The organism is Streptomyces sp. NPDC001599 (assembly GCF_042893535.1).
Lineage (GTDB): Bacteria > Actinomycetota > Actinomycetes > Streptomycetales > Streptomycetaceae > Streptomyces.
This window is the reverse complement of sequence record NZ_JBIAVA010000002.1, coordinates 670,302-682,813: the sequence shown is the minus strand read 5'-3', so window position 1 is coordinate 682,813 and position 12,512 is coordinate 670,302. Positions and strand designations below refer to the sequence as shown.

Sequence of the window (12,512 nt, the reverse complement as noted above, 5' to 3'; positions counted from 1 at the left end):
CGGACGTGCCGAAGGGCGGGGTCCGGACGTGCCGAAGAGCCGGGCCCGGACGTGTCGAGGAGCGAGGTCCGGACGTGCCGAAGGGCCGGGTCCGTCGCACGCCGTTGTGCGGGGACCCGGCCCGAGCGGGGCTTCCCCGCGCTCCGGGGTGCGAAGAGCTACTGGAGCGCGGGGAGACCCCCTACGTGACCGGCCTTCGTGACGACTTCGCGGGTCAGGGCTAGTCGGACCGGCCACGGAGCTGGTGGCGGGGACGGTCAGCCCAGGCGCTGCACCAGGGCCCGGTACTGGTCCCACAGCTCGGCGGGCGTGTGGTCGCCGAAGGTGTTCAGGTGCTCGGGGACGAGTGCCGCCTCCTCGCGCCACACCTCCTTGTCGACGCTGAGCAGGAACTCCAGGTCGGCGTCGGCGAGGTCGAGTCCTTCGGTGTCGAGGGACTCCTTGGTCGGCAGCACGCCGATGGGGGTCTCCACACCGTCCGCCTTGCCCTCCAGGCGCTCCACGATCCACTTCAGGACGCGGCCGTTCTCGCCGAAGCCGGGCCAGACGAACCTGCCCTCGTCGTCCTTGCGGAACCAGTTGACGTAGTAGATCTTCGGCAGCTTGGACTGGTCCTTGTCCTTGGCCACGTCGACCCAGTGCCCCATGTAGTCGCCCATGTTGTAGCCGCAGAACGGCAGCATGGCGAAGGGGTCGCGGCGCAGCTCGCCGACCTTGCCCTCGGCGGCGGCGGTCTTCTCGGAGGCCACGTTGGCGCCGAGGAAGACGCCGTGGTTCCAGTCGAAGGACTCGGTGACCAGCGGTACGGCGCTGGCGCGGCGCCCGCCGAAGAGGATCGCCGAGATCGGCACGCCCCTGGGGTCCTCCCACTCCGGCGCGATGATCGGGCACTGCGCGGCGGGCGTGGTGAAGCGGGCGTTGGGGTGCGCGGCGGGCGTACCGGACTCGGGCGTCCAGTCGTTGCCCTTCCAGTCGGTCAGGTGGGCCGGGGTCTCCTCGGTCATGCCCTCCCACCACACGTCGCCGTCGTCGGTGAGGGCGACGTTGGTGAAGACCGAGTTGCCCCAGAGGGTCTTCATCGCGTTGGCGTTGGTGTGCTCACCGGTGCCGGGCGCGACGCCGAAGAAGCCGGCCTCGGGGTTGATGGCGTACAGGCGGCCGTCCTCGCCGAAGCGCATCCAGGCGATGTCGTCGCCGATGGTCTCCACGGTCCAGCCGGAGATCGTGGGCTCCAGCATGGCGAGGTTGGTCTTGCCGCAGGCCGACGGGAAGGCGGCGGCGACGTACTTGGGCGCACCCGTGGGCGGGGTCAGCTTCAGCACCAGCATGTGCTCGGCGAGCCAGCCCTCGTCGCGGGCCATGACGGAGGCGATGCGCAGGGCATAGCACTTCTTGCCGAGCAGGGCGTTGCCGCCGTAGCCGGAGCCGTAGGACCAGATCTCGCGGTCCTCGGGGAAGTGCGAGATGTACTTGGTGCTGTTGCAGGGCCAGGGGACGTCCGCCTGGCCGGGCTCCAGCGGGGCGCCGACGGAGTGCACGGCCTTGACGAAGAAGCCCTCGTCGCCCAGCTCGTCCAGGACCGGCTGTCCCATGCGGGTCATGGTGCGCATGGAGGCGGCGACGTAGGCGGAGTCGGTGATCTCGACGCCGAGTGCGGAGAGCGGGGAGCCGAGGGGGCCCATGCAGAAGGGCACGACGTACATGGTCCGGCCCCGCATGGAGCCGCGGAACAGCCCGCCCTCGCCCTTGTCACCGGTGAAGCCGCTTCCTTCTCCGGTAAAGATGGCCCGCATCTCGGCGGGGTCCTTCCAGTGGTTGGTCGGGCCGGCGTCCTCCTCCTTGGCGGAGCAGATGAAGGTCCGGTCCTCGACGCGCGCGACGTCGGTGGGGTCGGAGGCCGCGTAGTACGAGTTGGGGCGCTTGATCGGGTCGAGTTTGCGGAACGTGCCCTTCTCGACGAGCTCCCCGCACAGGCGCTCGTACTCGGCCTCGGATCCGTCGCACCAGACCACTGCGTCCGGCTGGGTCAGTTCGGCGATCTCGTTCACCCACGAGATCAGTTCCTGGTGGTTGGTGGGGACGGGGGGAGCCGCGATGTCGCGCGCCACGATTGCTCCTAAATGAGGGGTTTTTTGTTGGAGGCCCCGTGGGGGCTGCGACCCGGATGCGTGACGTGTGCCTCGTGGGCGCTCATCCGGTGTCGACCGCACTCATTTGATCATCCGACCTGAGCGCCCATCTGTCCAGAGGGCGTCACAACTGAGCGGCGTGAGGATCGCCACGCCGCCGGACCGGGGATGCCCCGCCGGGCCCCCCGTGAGACGATGGCCACTCGCCGTTCGTCATACGTCCGTACTGATACGTAACTTACGGAACCGTAGGTACGATGCGCCCATGACTGCGTCCGTCCCCGACGCGCCCAGGGACCTGCCGGCCGGCGGCCGCGGGCCTGTAGCGCTCTCCCTCCCCCAACCGGCGAAGCCGAAGCTGCGCGGCTGGCTGCACCTCGGCATGTTCCCCGCCGTCCTGATCGCCGGACTGGTGCTCACCGCGCTCGCCGAGACGTCCGAGGCCCGCATAGCCTGCGGCGTCTACGTCCTGACCGCCTGCCTGCTGTTCGGCGTCAGCGCGCTCTACCACCGGGGCAACTGGAGCCCGCGCATGGACGGCGTACTGCGCCGCCTCGACCACGCCAACATCTTCCTGATCATCGCGGGCACCTACACCCCGCTCACGATGCTGCTGCTGCCCGGCGCCAAGGGCGAGTGGCTGCTGTGGGGCATCTGGGCGGCCGCCGCGGCCGGCATCGTCTTCCGGGTCTTCTGGGTCGGCGCCCCGCGCTGGCTCTACACCCCCTGCTACCTGGCCATGGGCTGGGCGGCCGTCTTCTACCTGCCCGAGTTCATGCGGGCCGGCGGCATCGCCGTCCTCGTCCTGGTGATCGTCGGCGGCCTGCTCTACAGCGCGGGCGGCGTGATCTACGGCCTCAAGCGCCCCAACCCCTCACCGCGCTGGTTCGGCTTCCACGAGGTGTTCCACTCCTTCACGCTGGCCGCCTTCATCGCGCACTACGTGGGGATCTCGCTGGTCGCGTACTGAGCCGCCCGAGCCGCCACCGGTCGCAGCCGCCGCACGGTCGCCGCGTGGTCGCCGCGTGGCCGAGAATGATCCGTATGACCGCCGCACGTTCTGCCCCCTCCCCCGCCGAGGTCCCGCGGCCGGGTCTGCGGGAGCGGAAGAAGATCAAGACCCGTGAGGCGATCCGCGCCGCGACCTACGGGCTGATCCGTGAGCGGGGGTACGAGGCCACGACGGTCGAGCAGATCGCCGAGCGCGCCGAGGTGTCGCCGTCGACCGTGCTGCGCTACTTCCCGGCCAAGGAGGACATCGTCCTCACGGACGAGTACGACCCGGTCATGGCCGCGGAACTCGCCGCCCGGCCCGCGGGGGAACCGTGGCCGGACTCCCTGCGGCACGTGCTGCGCAAGGCCCTCGGCCTCGGCGCCGGTGAGGAGGGCGAGCTGACCCGGCTGCGGACGCAGCTGCTGGCCGAGGTCCCCGCGGTGCGTGCGCGCATGCTGGAGAACATGTCGGCCACCGGCCGGATGCTCGCCCGCGCCATCGCCGACCGCACCGGCCTCGACCCGGACGGACTCGAGGTCAGGATCGTGTCGATGTCCCTGGTCGGCGGTCTGATGGAGGTCTCCAGGTACTGGGCCGAGCACGACCACGAGGAGAGCCTGGCGGAGCTGGTCGACCGCGCCCTGGACGCCCTGGAGAACGGGCTGCCCGCCCTCCGGGAAGGCGTCCGAAAAGACTGAGGCCCGGGGCCCGGCCCGTGGCATCCTGACCGGGTGAACGGTCCCGAGATCCACGTCGAGTTCGCCCCCGAGCTGCACCTGTTCGTCCCGCGCGCCCGCCCCACCGGCGCCGCCCGCGCGGCCACCGACGGCGTCTCCACCCTCGGCCACCTCGTCGAGTCCCTCGGGGTCCCGCTGACCGAGGTCGGCGCCCTGCTCGTCGACGGCCGCGAGGTGCCGCCCGGCCACATCCCGGCGGGCGGCGAGTCGGTGCGCGTGCGGCCCGTCCAGCACCCCCAGCAGGTTCCCGGCGCTCCCCTGCGGTTCCTGCTCGACGTGCACCTCGGCACCCTGGCCCGCCGGCTGCGGCTGCTCGGCGTGGACACGGCGTACGAGTCGACCGACCTGGGCGACCCGGCGCTCGCCGCGCTGTCGGCGGCCGAGAAGCGGGTCCTGCTCAGCCGCGACCGCGGACTGCTGCGCCGCCGCGAGCTGTGGGCCGGCGCCTACGTCTACAGCACCCGCCCCGAGGAGCAGCTCCAGGAGGTCCTGGAGCGGTTCCGGCCCGTACTGAGCCCCTGGACGCGGTGCACCGCCTGCAACGGACTGCTCAGGACGGCCACCAAGGAAGAGGTGGCGGAGCAGCTCAAGGGCGGCACGCAGCGGTCGTACGACGTCTTCGCCCAGTGCACCTCGTGCGGCCGCGCCTACTGGCGGGGCGCGCACCACGAGCAGCTGGAGGCGATCGTGGAGCGCGCCGTGAGCGGCACCCGCGACGCCTGAGCGGACCGCCTCAGCTGCCCGGGACGGCCTCAGCTGCCCGGGGCGACGCCCAGCACCGCACGCAGGCGGTCCGGGTCGGTGGTCGGGGCGTCGCAGGTGAAGTTACGGCAGACGTACGCGGCCGGGGCCCCGCCCACCAGGGGCCGGTCGGCGAGCAGCGGGAACTCGTCGCTCCCCTCGGTGCCGAAGGCGACGACCGCGCCGGGGGCGGTCCCGAGCAGCGCCGTACGGTGCAGCCCCCGCGCGGCGGGGTCGGCCGGCGTCGGCGCGACCACGGCTACCTCGCGCGGGCCGTCGAGCAGTGCCTCGGCGGCCGCCAGCCCCCAGCCGATGAAGCGCGGGACGCGCGGGCCGAGCGCCTTCACCACGCCGAGGGCGCGCTCGGCGGCGGTGCGGTGGGGTGCGGAGCCGGTGTGCGCGGCGTACGACAGCAGGGCGCCCGCGGCGGCGCTCCAGCCGGACGGGGTGGCGTTGTCGGTGGGGTCCTGCGGGCGGCGGATCAGCTGCTCGGCGTCGGCCGCGGTGTCGTACAGCGAGCCGGACTCGTCCGTGAAGCGGACGAGGACGTGGTCGAGCAGGAAGCCGGCGAAGTCCAGCCAGACGCCCTCCCCGGTGACCGACGCCAGCGCGAGGAAGCCCTCGGCCACGTCGGCGTAGTCCTCGAGCACCCCGACGTTGCCACCGGCCCTGCCGTCCTTGCTGGTGCGGGTGAGCCGGACCTGCTCGTCCAGGTGCAGGCGCACCAGCAGGTCGGCGGCGGCGACGGCGGCCTCGACCAGGTCGGGGCGTTCGAAGTAGGCGCCGGTCTCGGCGAGCGCGGCGATCGCCAGGCCGTTCCAGGCGGCGACCACCTTGTCGTCCCGGCCCGGGGCGGGACGGCCGTCGCGCGCGGCGAGCAGCCGCTCCCGGACCGAAGCGATCCGCGCGGCGTCGAAGACACCGTCCTGCTGCGGCAGTTGCAGCACGGAGGCGCCGTGCTCGAAGGTGCCCTCCTGGGTCACGCCGAAGTACTGCGCGGCCAGTTCCGCGTCGTCCGCCCCGAGGACCTCGGTGAGCTGGGCGGGAGTCCACACGTAGTAGGCGCCCTCGACGTGCTTCCCGGTGCCGTCGTCGCTGTCGGCGTCCAGCGCCGAGGCGAACCCGCCCTCGGCGGTGCGCAGTTCCCGCACCATGAAGTCGGCGGTCTCCAGGGCGACCCGGCGGGCGAGGTCCGAGCCGGTGGCCCGCCACAGGTGGGCGTAGACGCGGCACAGCAGCGCGTTGTCGTACAGCATCTTCTCGAAGTGCGGCACGACCCACTCGCGGTCCACGGAGTAGCGGGCGAAGCCGCCGCCGAGCTGGTCGTAGATGCCGCCGCGCGCCATCCGCTCGCAGGTGTCGGCCGCCATCTGGAGCGCGCCCTCGGCGCCGGTGCGGGCGTGGTGGCGCAGCAGGAACTCGATCACCATGGACGGCGGGAACTTCGGTGCCCCGCCGAACCCGCCGCGCTGCGCGTCGTACTCCCGGGTGAGCCCGAGCAGCGCCTGCCCGAGCTGCTCCTCGCCGGGCGCTTCGGCGTCGCCGTAGGAGATCTCCCGCCCGGCGAGGTCCCGCACGATCTTCCCGGCGACCTCGTCGACCTCGTCGCGCCGTTCCGCCCAGGCCTGCTGGACGCCCTGGAGCACCTGGCGGAAGGAGGGCATGCCGTGCCGGGGCTCGGGCGGGAAGTAGGTGCCGAAGTAGAAGGGCTCCGCGTCGGGCGTGAGGAACACGGTCATGGGCCAGCCGCCCTGCCCGGTGGCCGCCTGCACGGCCTCCATGTAGACGGCGTCGACGTCGGGACGCTCCTCGCGGTCGACCTTGACGCTCACGAAGTGCGAGTTGAGGTACTCGGCGGTGGGCCCGTCCTCGAACGACTCGTGCGCCATGACGTGGCACCAGTGGCACGCGCTGTAGCCGACGCTCAGCAGGACGGGGACACCGCGCCGCCGGGCTTCTTCGAACGCCTCGGCCTCCCACGGCCACCAGTCGACCGGGTTCTCCGCGTGCTGGAGGAGGTAGGGGGACGTCGCCTGCGCAAGTCGGTTGGGCATGCGTCCATCCTCGCGCACGCGCCGCCGCCCCGCCCATACGCCACGGGTGGGGGGGCGTACGGACGGGGCGGCCGGAGTCTCGGAGAGGCTTTTCCCCGTGGTCGACGTCAGTGGTCGACGTCAGTGGTCGACGTCAGTGGTCGGCGTCAGTAGTCGACGCGGTCGGTCTTGGCGATCCAGGCGTCGAACGGCTGGGTGCGGTGGGGCAGGTCGAGGTGCTCGACGGTCATGGGCCAGTTCGCCTGCGGCCGCTTCTCGAACAGGTCGTAGAACTTGCGGTCGTCGAAGCCGGCCACGGCGGCGTCGTGGCGGTCGGCGGAGAAGACGAGGCGGTCGACGCGGGCCCACAGGGCCGAGGAGAGGCACATCGGGCAGGGCTCGCAGGACGTGACGAGGGTGCAGCCCTCCAGACTGAACGTGTCGAGTGTCTTGCAGGCGGCGCGGATGGCGCTGACCTCGGCGTGTGCGGTGGGGTCGAGGCCCGCGGTCACCTGGTTGTTGCCGAGGGCGACGATCTCACCGCCCTTGGCGATCAGGGCGCCGAAGGGGCCGCCGCCGTTGCGGACGCTGGTGGTGGCCAGCTCGATGGCCTTGTCCATCCAGGCGCGCTCGAACTCGCGGATGCCGGTCTCGAGGGTGTCGGTGGTCATGCGTGCTCCTTCTTGGGCAGGCGGCGTGCGGGAGTACGGCGTGCGGGCCGGGGCGCTTCGAGGGAGGAGGCGTAGGAGCAGTACACAGCTCGGCGACGAGACCCGGCCAGGGGCCGAAAACATGAAGTACGGGCAGGCTGCGACCGGCGCTTCATAGATTCCTACAACGGCGGACGACCGCCCCGCAGGGGTCAGTCCCCGTCGGCCTCGAAGGTGCGCAGCAGGTCCGCCGCGACGCTCACGGCGATGGTCGCGGGCTCCTTGCCGGTGATGTCGGCCAGCCCGATCGGGGTCTTGATGCGGTCGATGACGGCGTCGTCGTGGCCGCCCTCGGTGGCGAGGCGCTTGCGGAACCGCGTCCACTTGGCGGCCGAGCCGATCAGGCCGATGGACCCGAGGTGGTCCGTGCGCAGGGCGGCGTCGCACAGGGCGGCGTCCTCGGCGTGGTCGTGGGTCATGATCAGGACGTGGGTGCCGGGCGGCAGCTCGGCCAGCACCTCCTCCGGCAGCAGCGGCGTGTGGTGCGTGTGCACCTGCGCCACCGGGTCCGCCAGCACGCCGAGCCGCTCCTCGGTCAGGAGCTCGGCGCGGCTGTCGATCAGGTGGAGGTCGAGGTCCTGGCGGGCCAGGATGCGCGCCAGTTCCAGACCGACGTGCCCGACGCCGAAGACCGCCACCGCCCGGACCACCGGCAGTGGTTCGAGCAGCACCGCGACGGTGCCGCCGCAGCACTGCACGCCGTGCCGGTTGGTCACCTTGTCGTTGAGGGCGAAGTCCAGCATCTTCGGTTCCGGTGCGGCCGCGGCGATCATCTCCCGGGCCCGGTCGACGGCGACGGCCTCGACGTTGCCACCGCCGATCGAGCCCCAGGTCCCGGTCCGCCCCACGACGAGCTTGGCACCGGCGTCGCGTGGGGCGTGGCCGCGCACGGTCGCGACGGTCACCAGCACGCCGGGCTCCCGGCGGGCCCGCAACCGTGCGACCGCGGCGATCCAGGTCATGTCAGGCACCGCTCAGCGCTTCCACACCGGTGCGGACCGCGCCGCCGACGGCCGCCTCGTCGCGGACGCGGCCGTTCCCGGCGGTGCCGCCCTGCCGGGCCGACTCGATCGCCCAGTACACCGCCTCCGGCGTGGCGGGCGAGGCCAGCTCGACGGCCGTCCCCCGCGGCCCGAACGCGGCGGCCGCCTGCCGCAGCGCCTCGCGCACCGAGAACGCCAGCATCAGCGGAGGCTCGCCCACCGCCTTGGACCCGAACACCGCACCCTCTTCGGTGGCGTTCTCCAGGAGGGTGACGTTGAACTCCTCGGGCATCTCGGAGAAGCTCGGCAGCTTGTACGTGCTGGCGGCCTGGGTCAGCAGGCGGCCGCGGTTCGGTCCTTCACCGGTGTCCCAGCGCAGGTCCTCCAGGGTCAGCCAGCCCGCGCCCTGCACGAACCCGCCCTCGACCTGGCCGATGTCGATCAGCGGGGACAGGCTGTCGCCGACGTCGTGCACGATGTCCACCCGCCGGATGCGGTACGCGCCGGTGAAGCCGTCCACCTCCACCTCGGTCGCGGCGGCGCCGATGGCGAAGTACTTGAAGGGCGACCCCTGGAAGGTCTTGGCGTCCCAGTGCAGCCCCTCGGTCCGGTAGTAGCCGGCCGCGGAGAGCTGGACCCGCTGGAAGTACGCGGTGCGTACGAGGTCGTCCCAGGCCAGTTCCCGGTCGCTGCCGAGGGTGCGTGCGACGCCCTCGACGATGCGCACGTCCGCGGCGTTGGAGCCCAGCCGGCTCGCGGCCACCCGCAGCAGCCGTTCGCGCAGTTGCTCGCAGGCGTTCTTCACCGCCCCGCCGTTCAGGTCGGCTCCGGAACTGGCCGCCGTGGCGGAGGTGTTGGGCACCTTGTCGGTCCGGGTCGGGGCGAGGCGCACCTTGTGCAGCGGGATGCCCAGCGTGGTCGCGGCCACCTGGAGCATCTTGGTGTGCAGGCCCTGGCCCATCTCGGTGCCGCCGTGATTGATCAGGACGGAGCCGTCCTTGTAGATCAGCACCAGCGCGCCGCCCTGGTTGAAGGCGGTGAGGTTGAACGAGATGCCGAACTTCACGCCGGTGACCGCGAGGGCCCGCTTGGTGTGCGGGTGCGCGGCGTTGAAGGCGGCGATCTCGCGCTCGCGGTCGGCGACGTGGCCGTTGTCCTGGACCTGCTGCCAGACGGCGGCGATCCGCTCGGGCTGGGTGACCGGCTGCCCGTACGGGGTCGTCTGGCCCTGGCCCGGCCGGTAGAAGTTGCGTTCGCGCAGCTCCTTGGCCTCCACGCCGAGCCGGGGCGCGCAGCGGCCCAGGATGTCCTCGATCACCAGCATGCCCTGCGGTCCGCCGAAGCCGCGGAAGGCGGTGTTGGAGACCGTGTTGGTCTTCGCGATGCGCCCGGCGACACGGGCGTTGGGGATCCAGTACGTGTTGTCGATGTGGCAGAGCGCCCGGGCGAGCACCGGCTCGGACAGGTCCAGGCTCCAGCCGCCGTCCGCGGTGAGCGTGGCGTCGAGTGCCTGGATGCGGCCCTCGGTGTCGAAGCCGATCTTCCAGGTGGCGTGGAACCCGTGCCGCTTGCCGGACATGGTCAGGTCCTGGGTGCGGTTGAGCCGGAACCGCACCGGGCGGCCGGTGAGCTTGGCGCCGAGCGCGGCGACGGCCGCGAACCCGTGCGGCTGCATCTCCTTGCCGCCGAAGCCGCCGCCCATCCGCAGGCACTGCACGGTCACCTCGTGGGAGGGCACCCCGAGCACGTGCGAGACGATCTCCTGGGTCTCGGACGGGTGCTGGGTGCTGCTCTGGATGAACACCTGCCCGTTCTCGTCGACCTGGGCGAGGGCCGCGTGCGTCTCCAGGTAGAAGTGCTCCTGGCCGGAGAACTGGAACTCGCCGGTGAACACGTGCGCGGAGTCGGCGAAGCCCGCGTCGACGTCGCCGTGCGTCATGACGGGACGGGCACCGTGGTAGCTGTCCGCCGCGATGGCGTCCAGGAGCGTGATCACGGAGGGCAGTTCGTCGAGGTCCACCTCGACGGCCGCCGCGCCGATCCTGGCCGCCTCCAGCGTCTCGCCGAGCACCCAGGCGACCGCGTGGCCGTGGAACATGACCTCGTCGGGGAAGAGCGGCTCGTCGTGCTTCATACCGGCGTCGTTGACGCCGGGCACGTCGGCGCCGGTCAGCACCCGCACCACGCCGGGCACCGCGAGGGCGGGTCCGGTGCGCAGTGCGGTGACCCTCCCGCGGGCCTTCATGACCTGGACCGGATAGGCGTGCAGCACGTCCTTGGTGCGCTGGACCAGGTCGTCGGTGTACAGCGCGGTGCCGGTGACGTGCTGGACGGCACTCTCGTGCGGCATGGAGACGCCGACGACGGGCTTCTCGGGACGCTCGGACAGGTGGCTCATGACGGCACCGCCTCGGTGGTCTGTGCGTACAGCTTCAGCAGGCTCTGGCCGAGCATCGCGGCCCGGTAGCCGGCGCTGGCCCGGTGGTCGCTCATCGGCGTGCCCTCGCCCCGCAGCACCTCGGCCGCGGCTTCGGCGGTCTCGGTGGTCCACGGCCTGCCCTCCAGGGCGGCCTCGGTGGCGAGCGCGCGGACCGGCGTGGCGGCCACGCCGCCGAGCCCGATGCGCGCCTTGCGGACGGTGCCGCCCTCGACGTCGAGCGCGAAAGCGACGGCGACGCTGGAGATGTCGTCGAAGCGCCGCTTGGCGATCTTGTGGAAGGCGGTGACCGGCGACAGCGGCAGCGGCAGGCGCACGGCGCGGATCAGCTCGCCGGGACGGCGCACGCTCTGCCGGTAGCCGGTGAAGTAGTCGGCCAGCGGAACCTCGCGCTCTCCGTCGGCATCGGCGAGCACCAGCGACGCCTCCAGCGCGAGCAGCACCGGCGGGCTGTCGCCGATGGGCGAGCCGGTCCCCAGGTTGCCGCCCAGGGTCGCGCCGTTGCGGATCAGCCGGGACGCGAACTGCGGGAACAGCTGCGCCAGCAGCGGCACGCTGCCGTCCAGGCGGCGCTCGATCTCGGTGAGCGTCAGCGCGGCCCCGATCTCGACGTGGTCGGACTCGACCCGCAGGTCGCGCAGTTCGGACAGCCGGTCGACGGCGACCACGCAGTCCGCCCGGCGGGAGCGGATGTTGACCTCGACGCCCCAGTCGGTGCTTCCGGCGACGACCACCGCGTCGGGGCGCTCGCGCAGCAGCCGCAGGGTCTCGGCCAGGGTGCTCCTGCGCAGGAAGGCGCTGTCGTCCTGGCGGTACTCGGTGGCGACCGGCGCGGGCGGGTCCTGCTCACGGCGCCGGGCCAGCGGGTCCTCGTCTGTGGGCGTGCCGACGGCGAAGGCGGCGTCGCGGATCGGCCGGTAGCCGGTACAGCGGCACAGGTTGCCGCTGAGCGCGTGCAGGTCGAAGCCGTTCGGGCCGTGCTCGGCGTCACCGCGGTCGGCGCTGTCGGCGCTGTCGGCGCTGTCGGCAGCGCTCGGGTCCGCGCCCTGGGCCGCGTGTGCGCAGCGGTCGGGCCGGTAGTACTCGGCCGCCATGCTGCAGACGAATCCCGGCGTGCAGTAACCGCACTGGGAGCCGCCGCGGACCGCCATCTCCTCCTGCACCGGGTGCAGGACGGGCGGTGTGCCGGGCGCCTCGACGGTGGCGAGGCCCTCGGAGGTGACGACCTCCTGCCCGTCGAGCGCCGCGACCGGGACCAGGCAGGCGTTGACCGGCACCCAGTCGGTGGGCTTGTTCACCCCCGGGCGGGCCACCAGGACCGAACAGGCGCCGCACTCACCCTCCGCGCAGCCCTCCTTGGTGCCGGTGAGGCCGCGCTCGCGCAGGAAGTCGAGCACCGTGGTGTGCGGGGCGGCCGGGGCGATGGGCGCTTCTTTTCCGTTGACCGTGATCCGTGCCGTCACCATGACAGACCTTCATTTCGACTCGGGGCGGGTCGATTCGAGACGGGTCGATTCGGGACAGGTGGATTCGGGACAGGTCGATTCGGGACAGCTGGATTCATCATGTTCGCCAATTTCAGGCAGCTTTCTGAGTCCGGACGCGCCGCAGGAGATGAGCGAGCGCAAATCGGCACGCGACAAGGGCATGCCGTGAAGTGGTGAAAGTGAGGGAGAAACCCGGAATGTGCCACGCGGGGGCACAGCGGAACGGCGTGTCAGCAGCCGTGCGCGACCCGACCCGAAACC

General features: G+C 72.1%; 9 protein-coding genes. 3 read left to right on the top strand and 6 right to left on the bottom strand.

Features of this window, described 5'->3' with window-relative positions; translation table 11 throughout:
• Positions 1-257: 257 nt before the first annotated feature.
• The gene (locus ACFYZ3_RS07805) at positions 258-2,108 is read right to left on the bottom strand and encodes a phosphoenolpyruvate carboxykinase (GTP) (protein ID WP_388514629.1); all 1,851 of its coding nucleotides are present in this window, start codon (positions 2,106-2,108) and stop codon (positions 258-260) included.
• A gap of 286 nt (positions 2,109-2,394) precedes the next feature.
• On the opposite strand from ACFYZ3_RS07805, the gene ACFYZ3_RS07800 reads away from it, so the two are divergent.
• From ACFYZ3_RS07800 to ACFYZ3_RS07790, 3 genes are all read left to right on the top strand, one after another.
• On the top strand, positions 2,395-3,099 hold the full coding sequence (locus ACFYZ3_RS07800) for a hemolysin III family protein (protein WP_388514628.1): 705 nt from the start codon (positions 2,395-2,397) through the stop codon (positions 3,097-3,099).
• Between the two features lie 74 nt (positions 3,100-3,173).
• Positions 3,174-3,821: a TetR family transcriptional regulator gene (locus tag ACFYZ3_RS07795; protein ID WP_388514626.1), complete on the top strand. Its 648-nt coding sequence runs from the start codon at positions 3,174-3,176 to the stop codon at positions 3,819-3,821.
• A gap of 33 nt (positions 3,822-3,854) precedes the next feature.
• Positions 3,855-4,583: a Mut7-C RNAse domain-containing protein gene (locus ACFYZ3_RS07790; protein ID WP_388514625.1), complete on the top strand. Its 729-nt coding sequence runs from the start codon at positions 3,855-3,857 to the stop codon at positions 4,581-4,583.
• 29 nt (positions 4,584-4,612) lie between these two features.
• On the opposite strand, the gene ACFYZ3_RS07785 is transcribed toward ACFYZ3_RS07790, so the two are convergent.
• From ACFYZ3_RS07785 to ACFYZ3_RS07765, 5 genes are all read right to left on the bottom strand, one after another.
• On the bottom strand, positions 4,613-6,655 hold the full coding sequence (locus ACFYZ3_RS07785; RefSeq protein WP_388514623.1) for a thioredoxin domain-containing protein: 2,043 nt from the start codon (positions 6,653-6,655) through the stop codon (positions 4,613-4,615).
• 146 nt (positions 6,656-6,801) lie between these two features.
• A complete protein-coding gene (locus tag ACFYZ3_RS07780; RefSeq protein WP_159324081.1) occupies positions 6,802-7,305 on the bottom strand; it encodes a nucleoside deaminase in 504 nt (167 codons plus the stop codon).
• Between the two features lie 191 nt (positions 7,306-7,496).
• Positions 7,497-8,306, bottom strand: coding sequence for a xanthine dehydrogenase accessory protein XdhC (xdhC, locus tag ACFYZ3_RS07775; protein WP_388514621.1), 810 nt, complete (start codon positions 8,304-8,306; stop codon positions 7,497-7,499).
• A gap of 1 nt (position 8,307) precedes the next feature.
• On the bottom strand, positions 8,308-10,725 hold the full coding sequence (gene xdhB, locus ACFYZ3_RS07770; RefSeq protein WP_388514620.1) for a xanthine dehydrogenase molybdopterin binding subunit: 2,418 nt from the start codon (positions 10,723-10,725) through the stop codon (positions 8,308-8,310).
• Positions 10,722-12,230 (bottom strand): xanthine dehydrogenase small subunit, encoded by a 1,509-nt coding sequence (locus ACFYZ3_RS07765; protein ID WP_388514619.1) that lies wholly within the window; start codon positions 12,228-12,230, stop codon positions 10,722-10,724. The genes xdhB and ACFYZ3_RS07765 overlap by 4 nt, the downstream gene beginning before the upstream one ends.
• Positions 12,231-12,512: the final 282 nt, after the last annotated feature.

Bases quoted from the DNA above. Each gene is read 5' to 3' on its own strand.
- ACFYZ3_RS07800 (WP_388514628.1), top strand. From the start codon at position 2,395: ATGACTGCGTCCGTCCCCGACGCGCCCAGGGACCTGCCGGCCGGCGGC.
- ACFYZ3_RS07795 (WP_388514626.1), top strand. From the start codon at position 3,174: ATGACCGCCGCACGTTCTGCCCCCTCCCCCGCCGAGGTCCCGCGGCCG.
- ACFYZ3_RS07785 (WP_388514623.1), bottom strand. From the start codon at position 6,655: ATGCCCAACCGACTTGCGCAGGCGACGTCCCCCTACCTCCTCCAGCAC.
- ACFYZ3_RS07780 (WP_159324081.1), bottom strand. From the start codon at position 7,305: ATGACCACCGACACCCTCGAGACCGGCATCCGCGAGTTCGAGCGCGCC.
- xdhC (WP_388514621.1), bottom strand. From the start codon at position 8,306: ATGACCTGGATCGCCGCGGTCGCACGGTTGCGGGCCCGCCGGGAGCCC.
- xdhB (WP_388514620.1), bottom strand. From the start codon at position 10,725: ATGAGCCACCTGTCCGAGCGTCCCGAGAAGCCCGTCGTCGGCGTCTCC.
- ACFYZ3_RS07765 (WP_388514619.1), bottom strand. From the start codon at position 12,230: ATGGTGACGGCACGGATCACGGTCAACGGAAAAGAAGCGCCCATCGCC.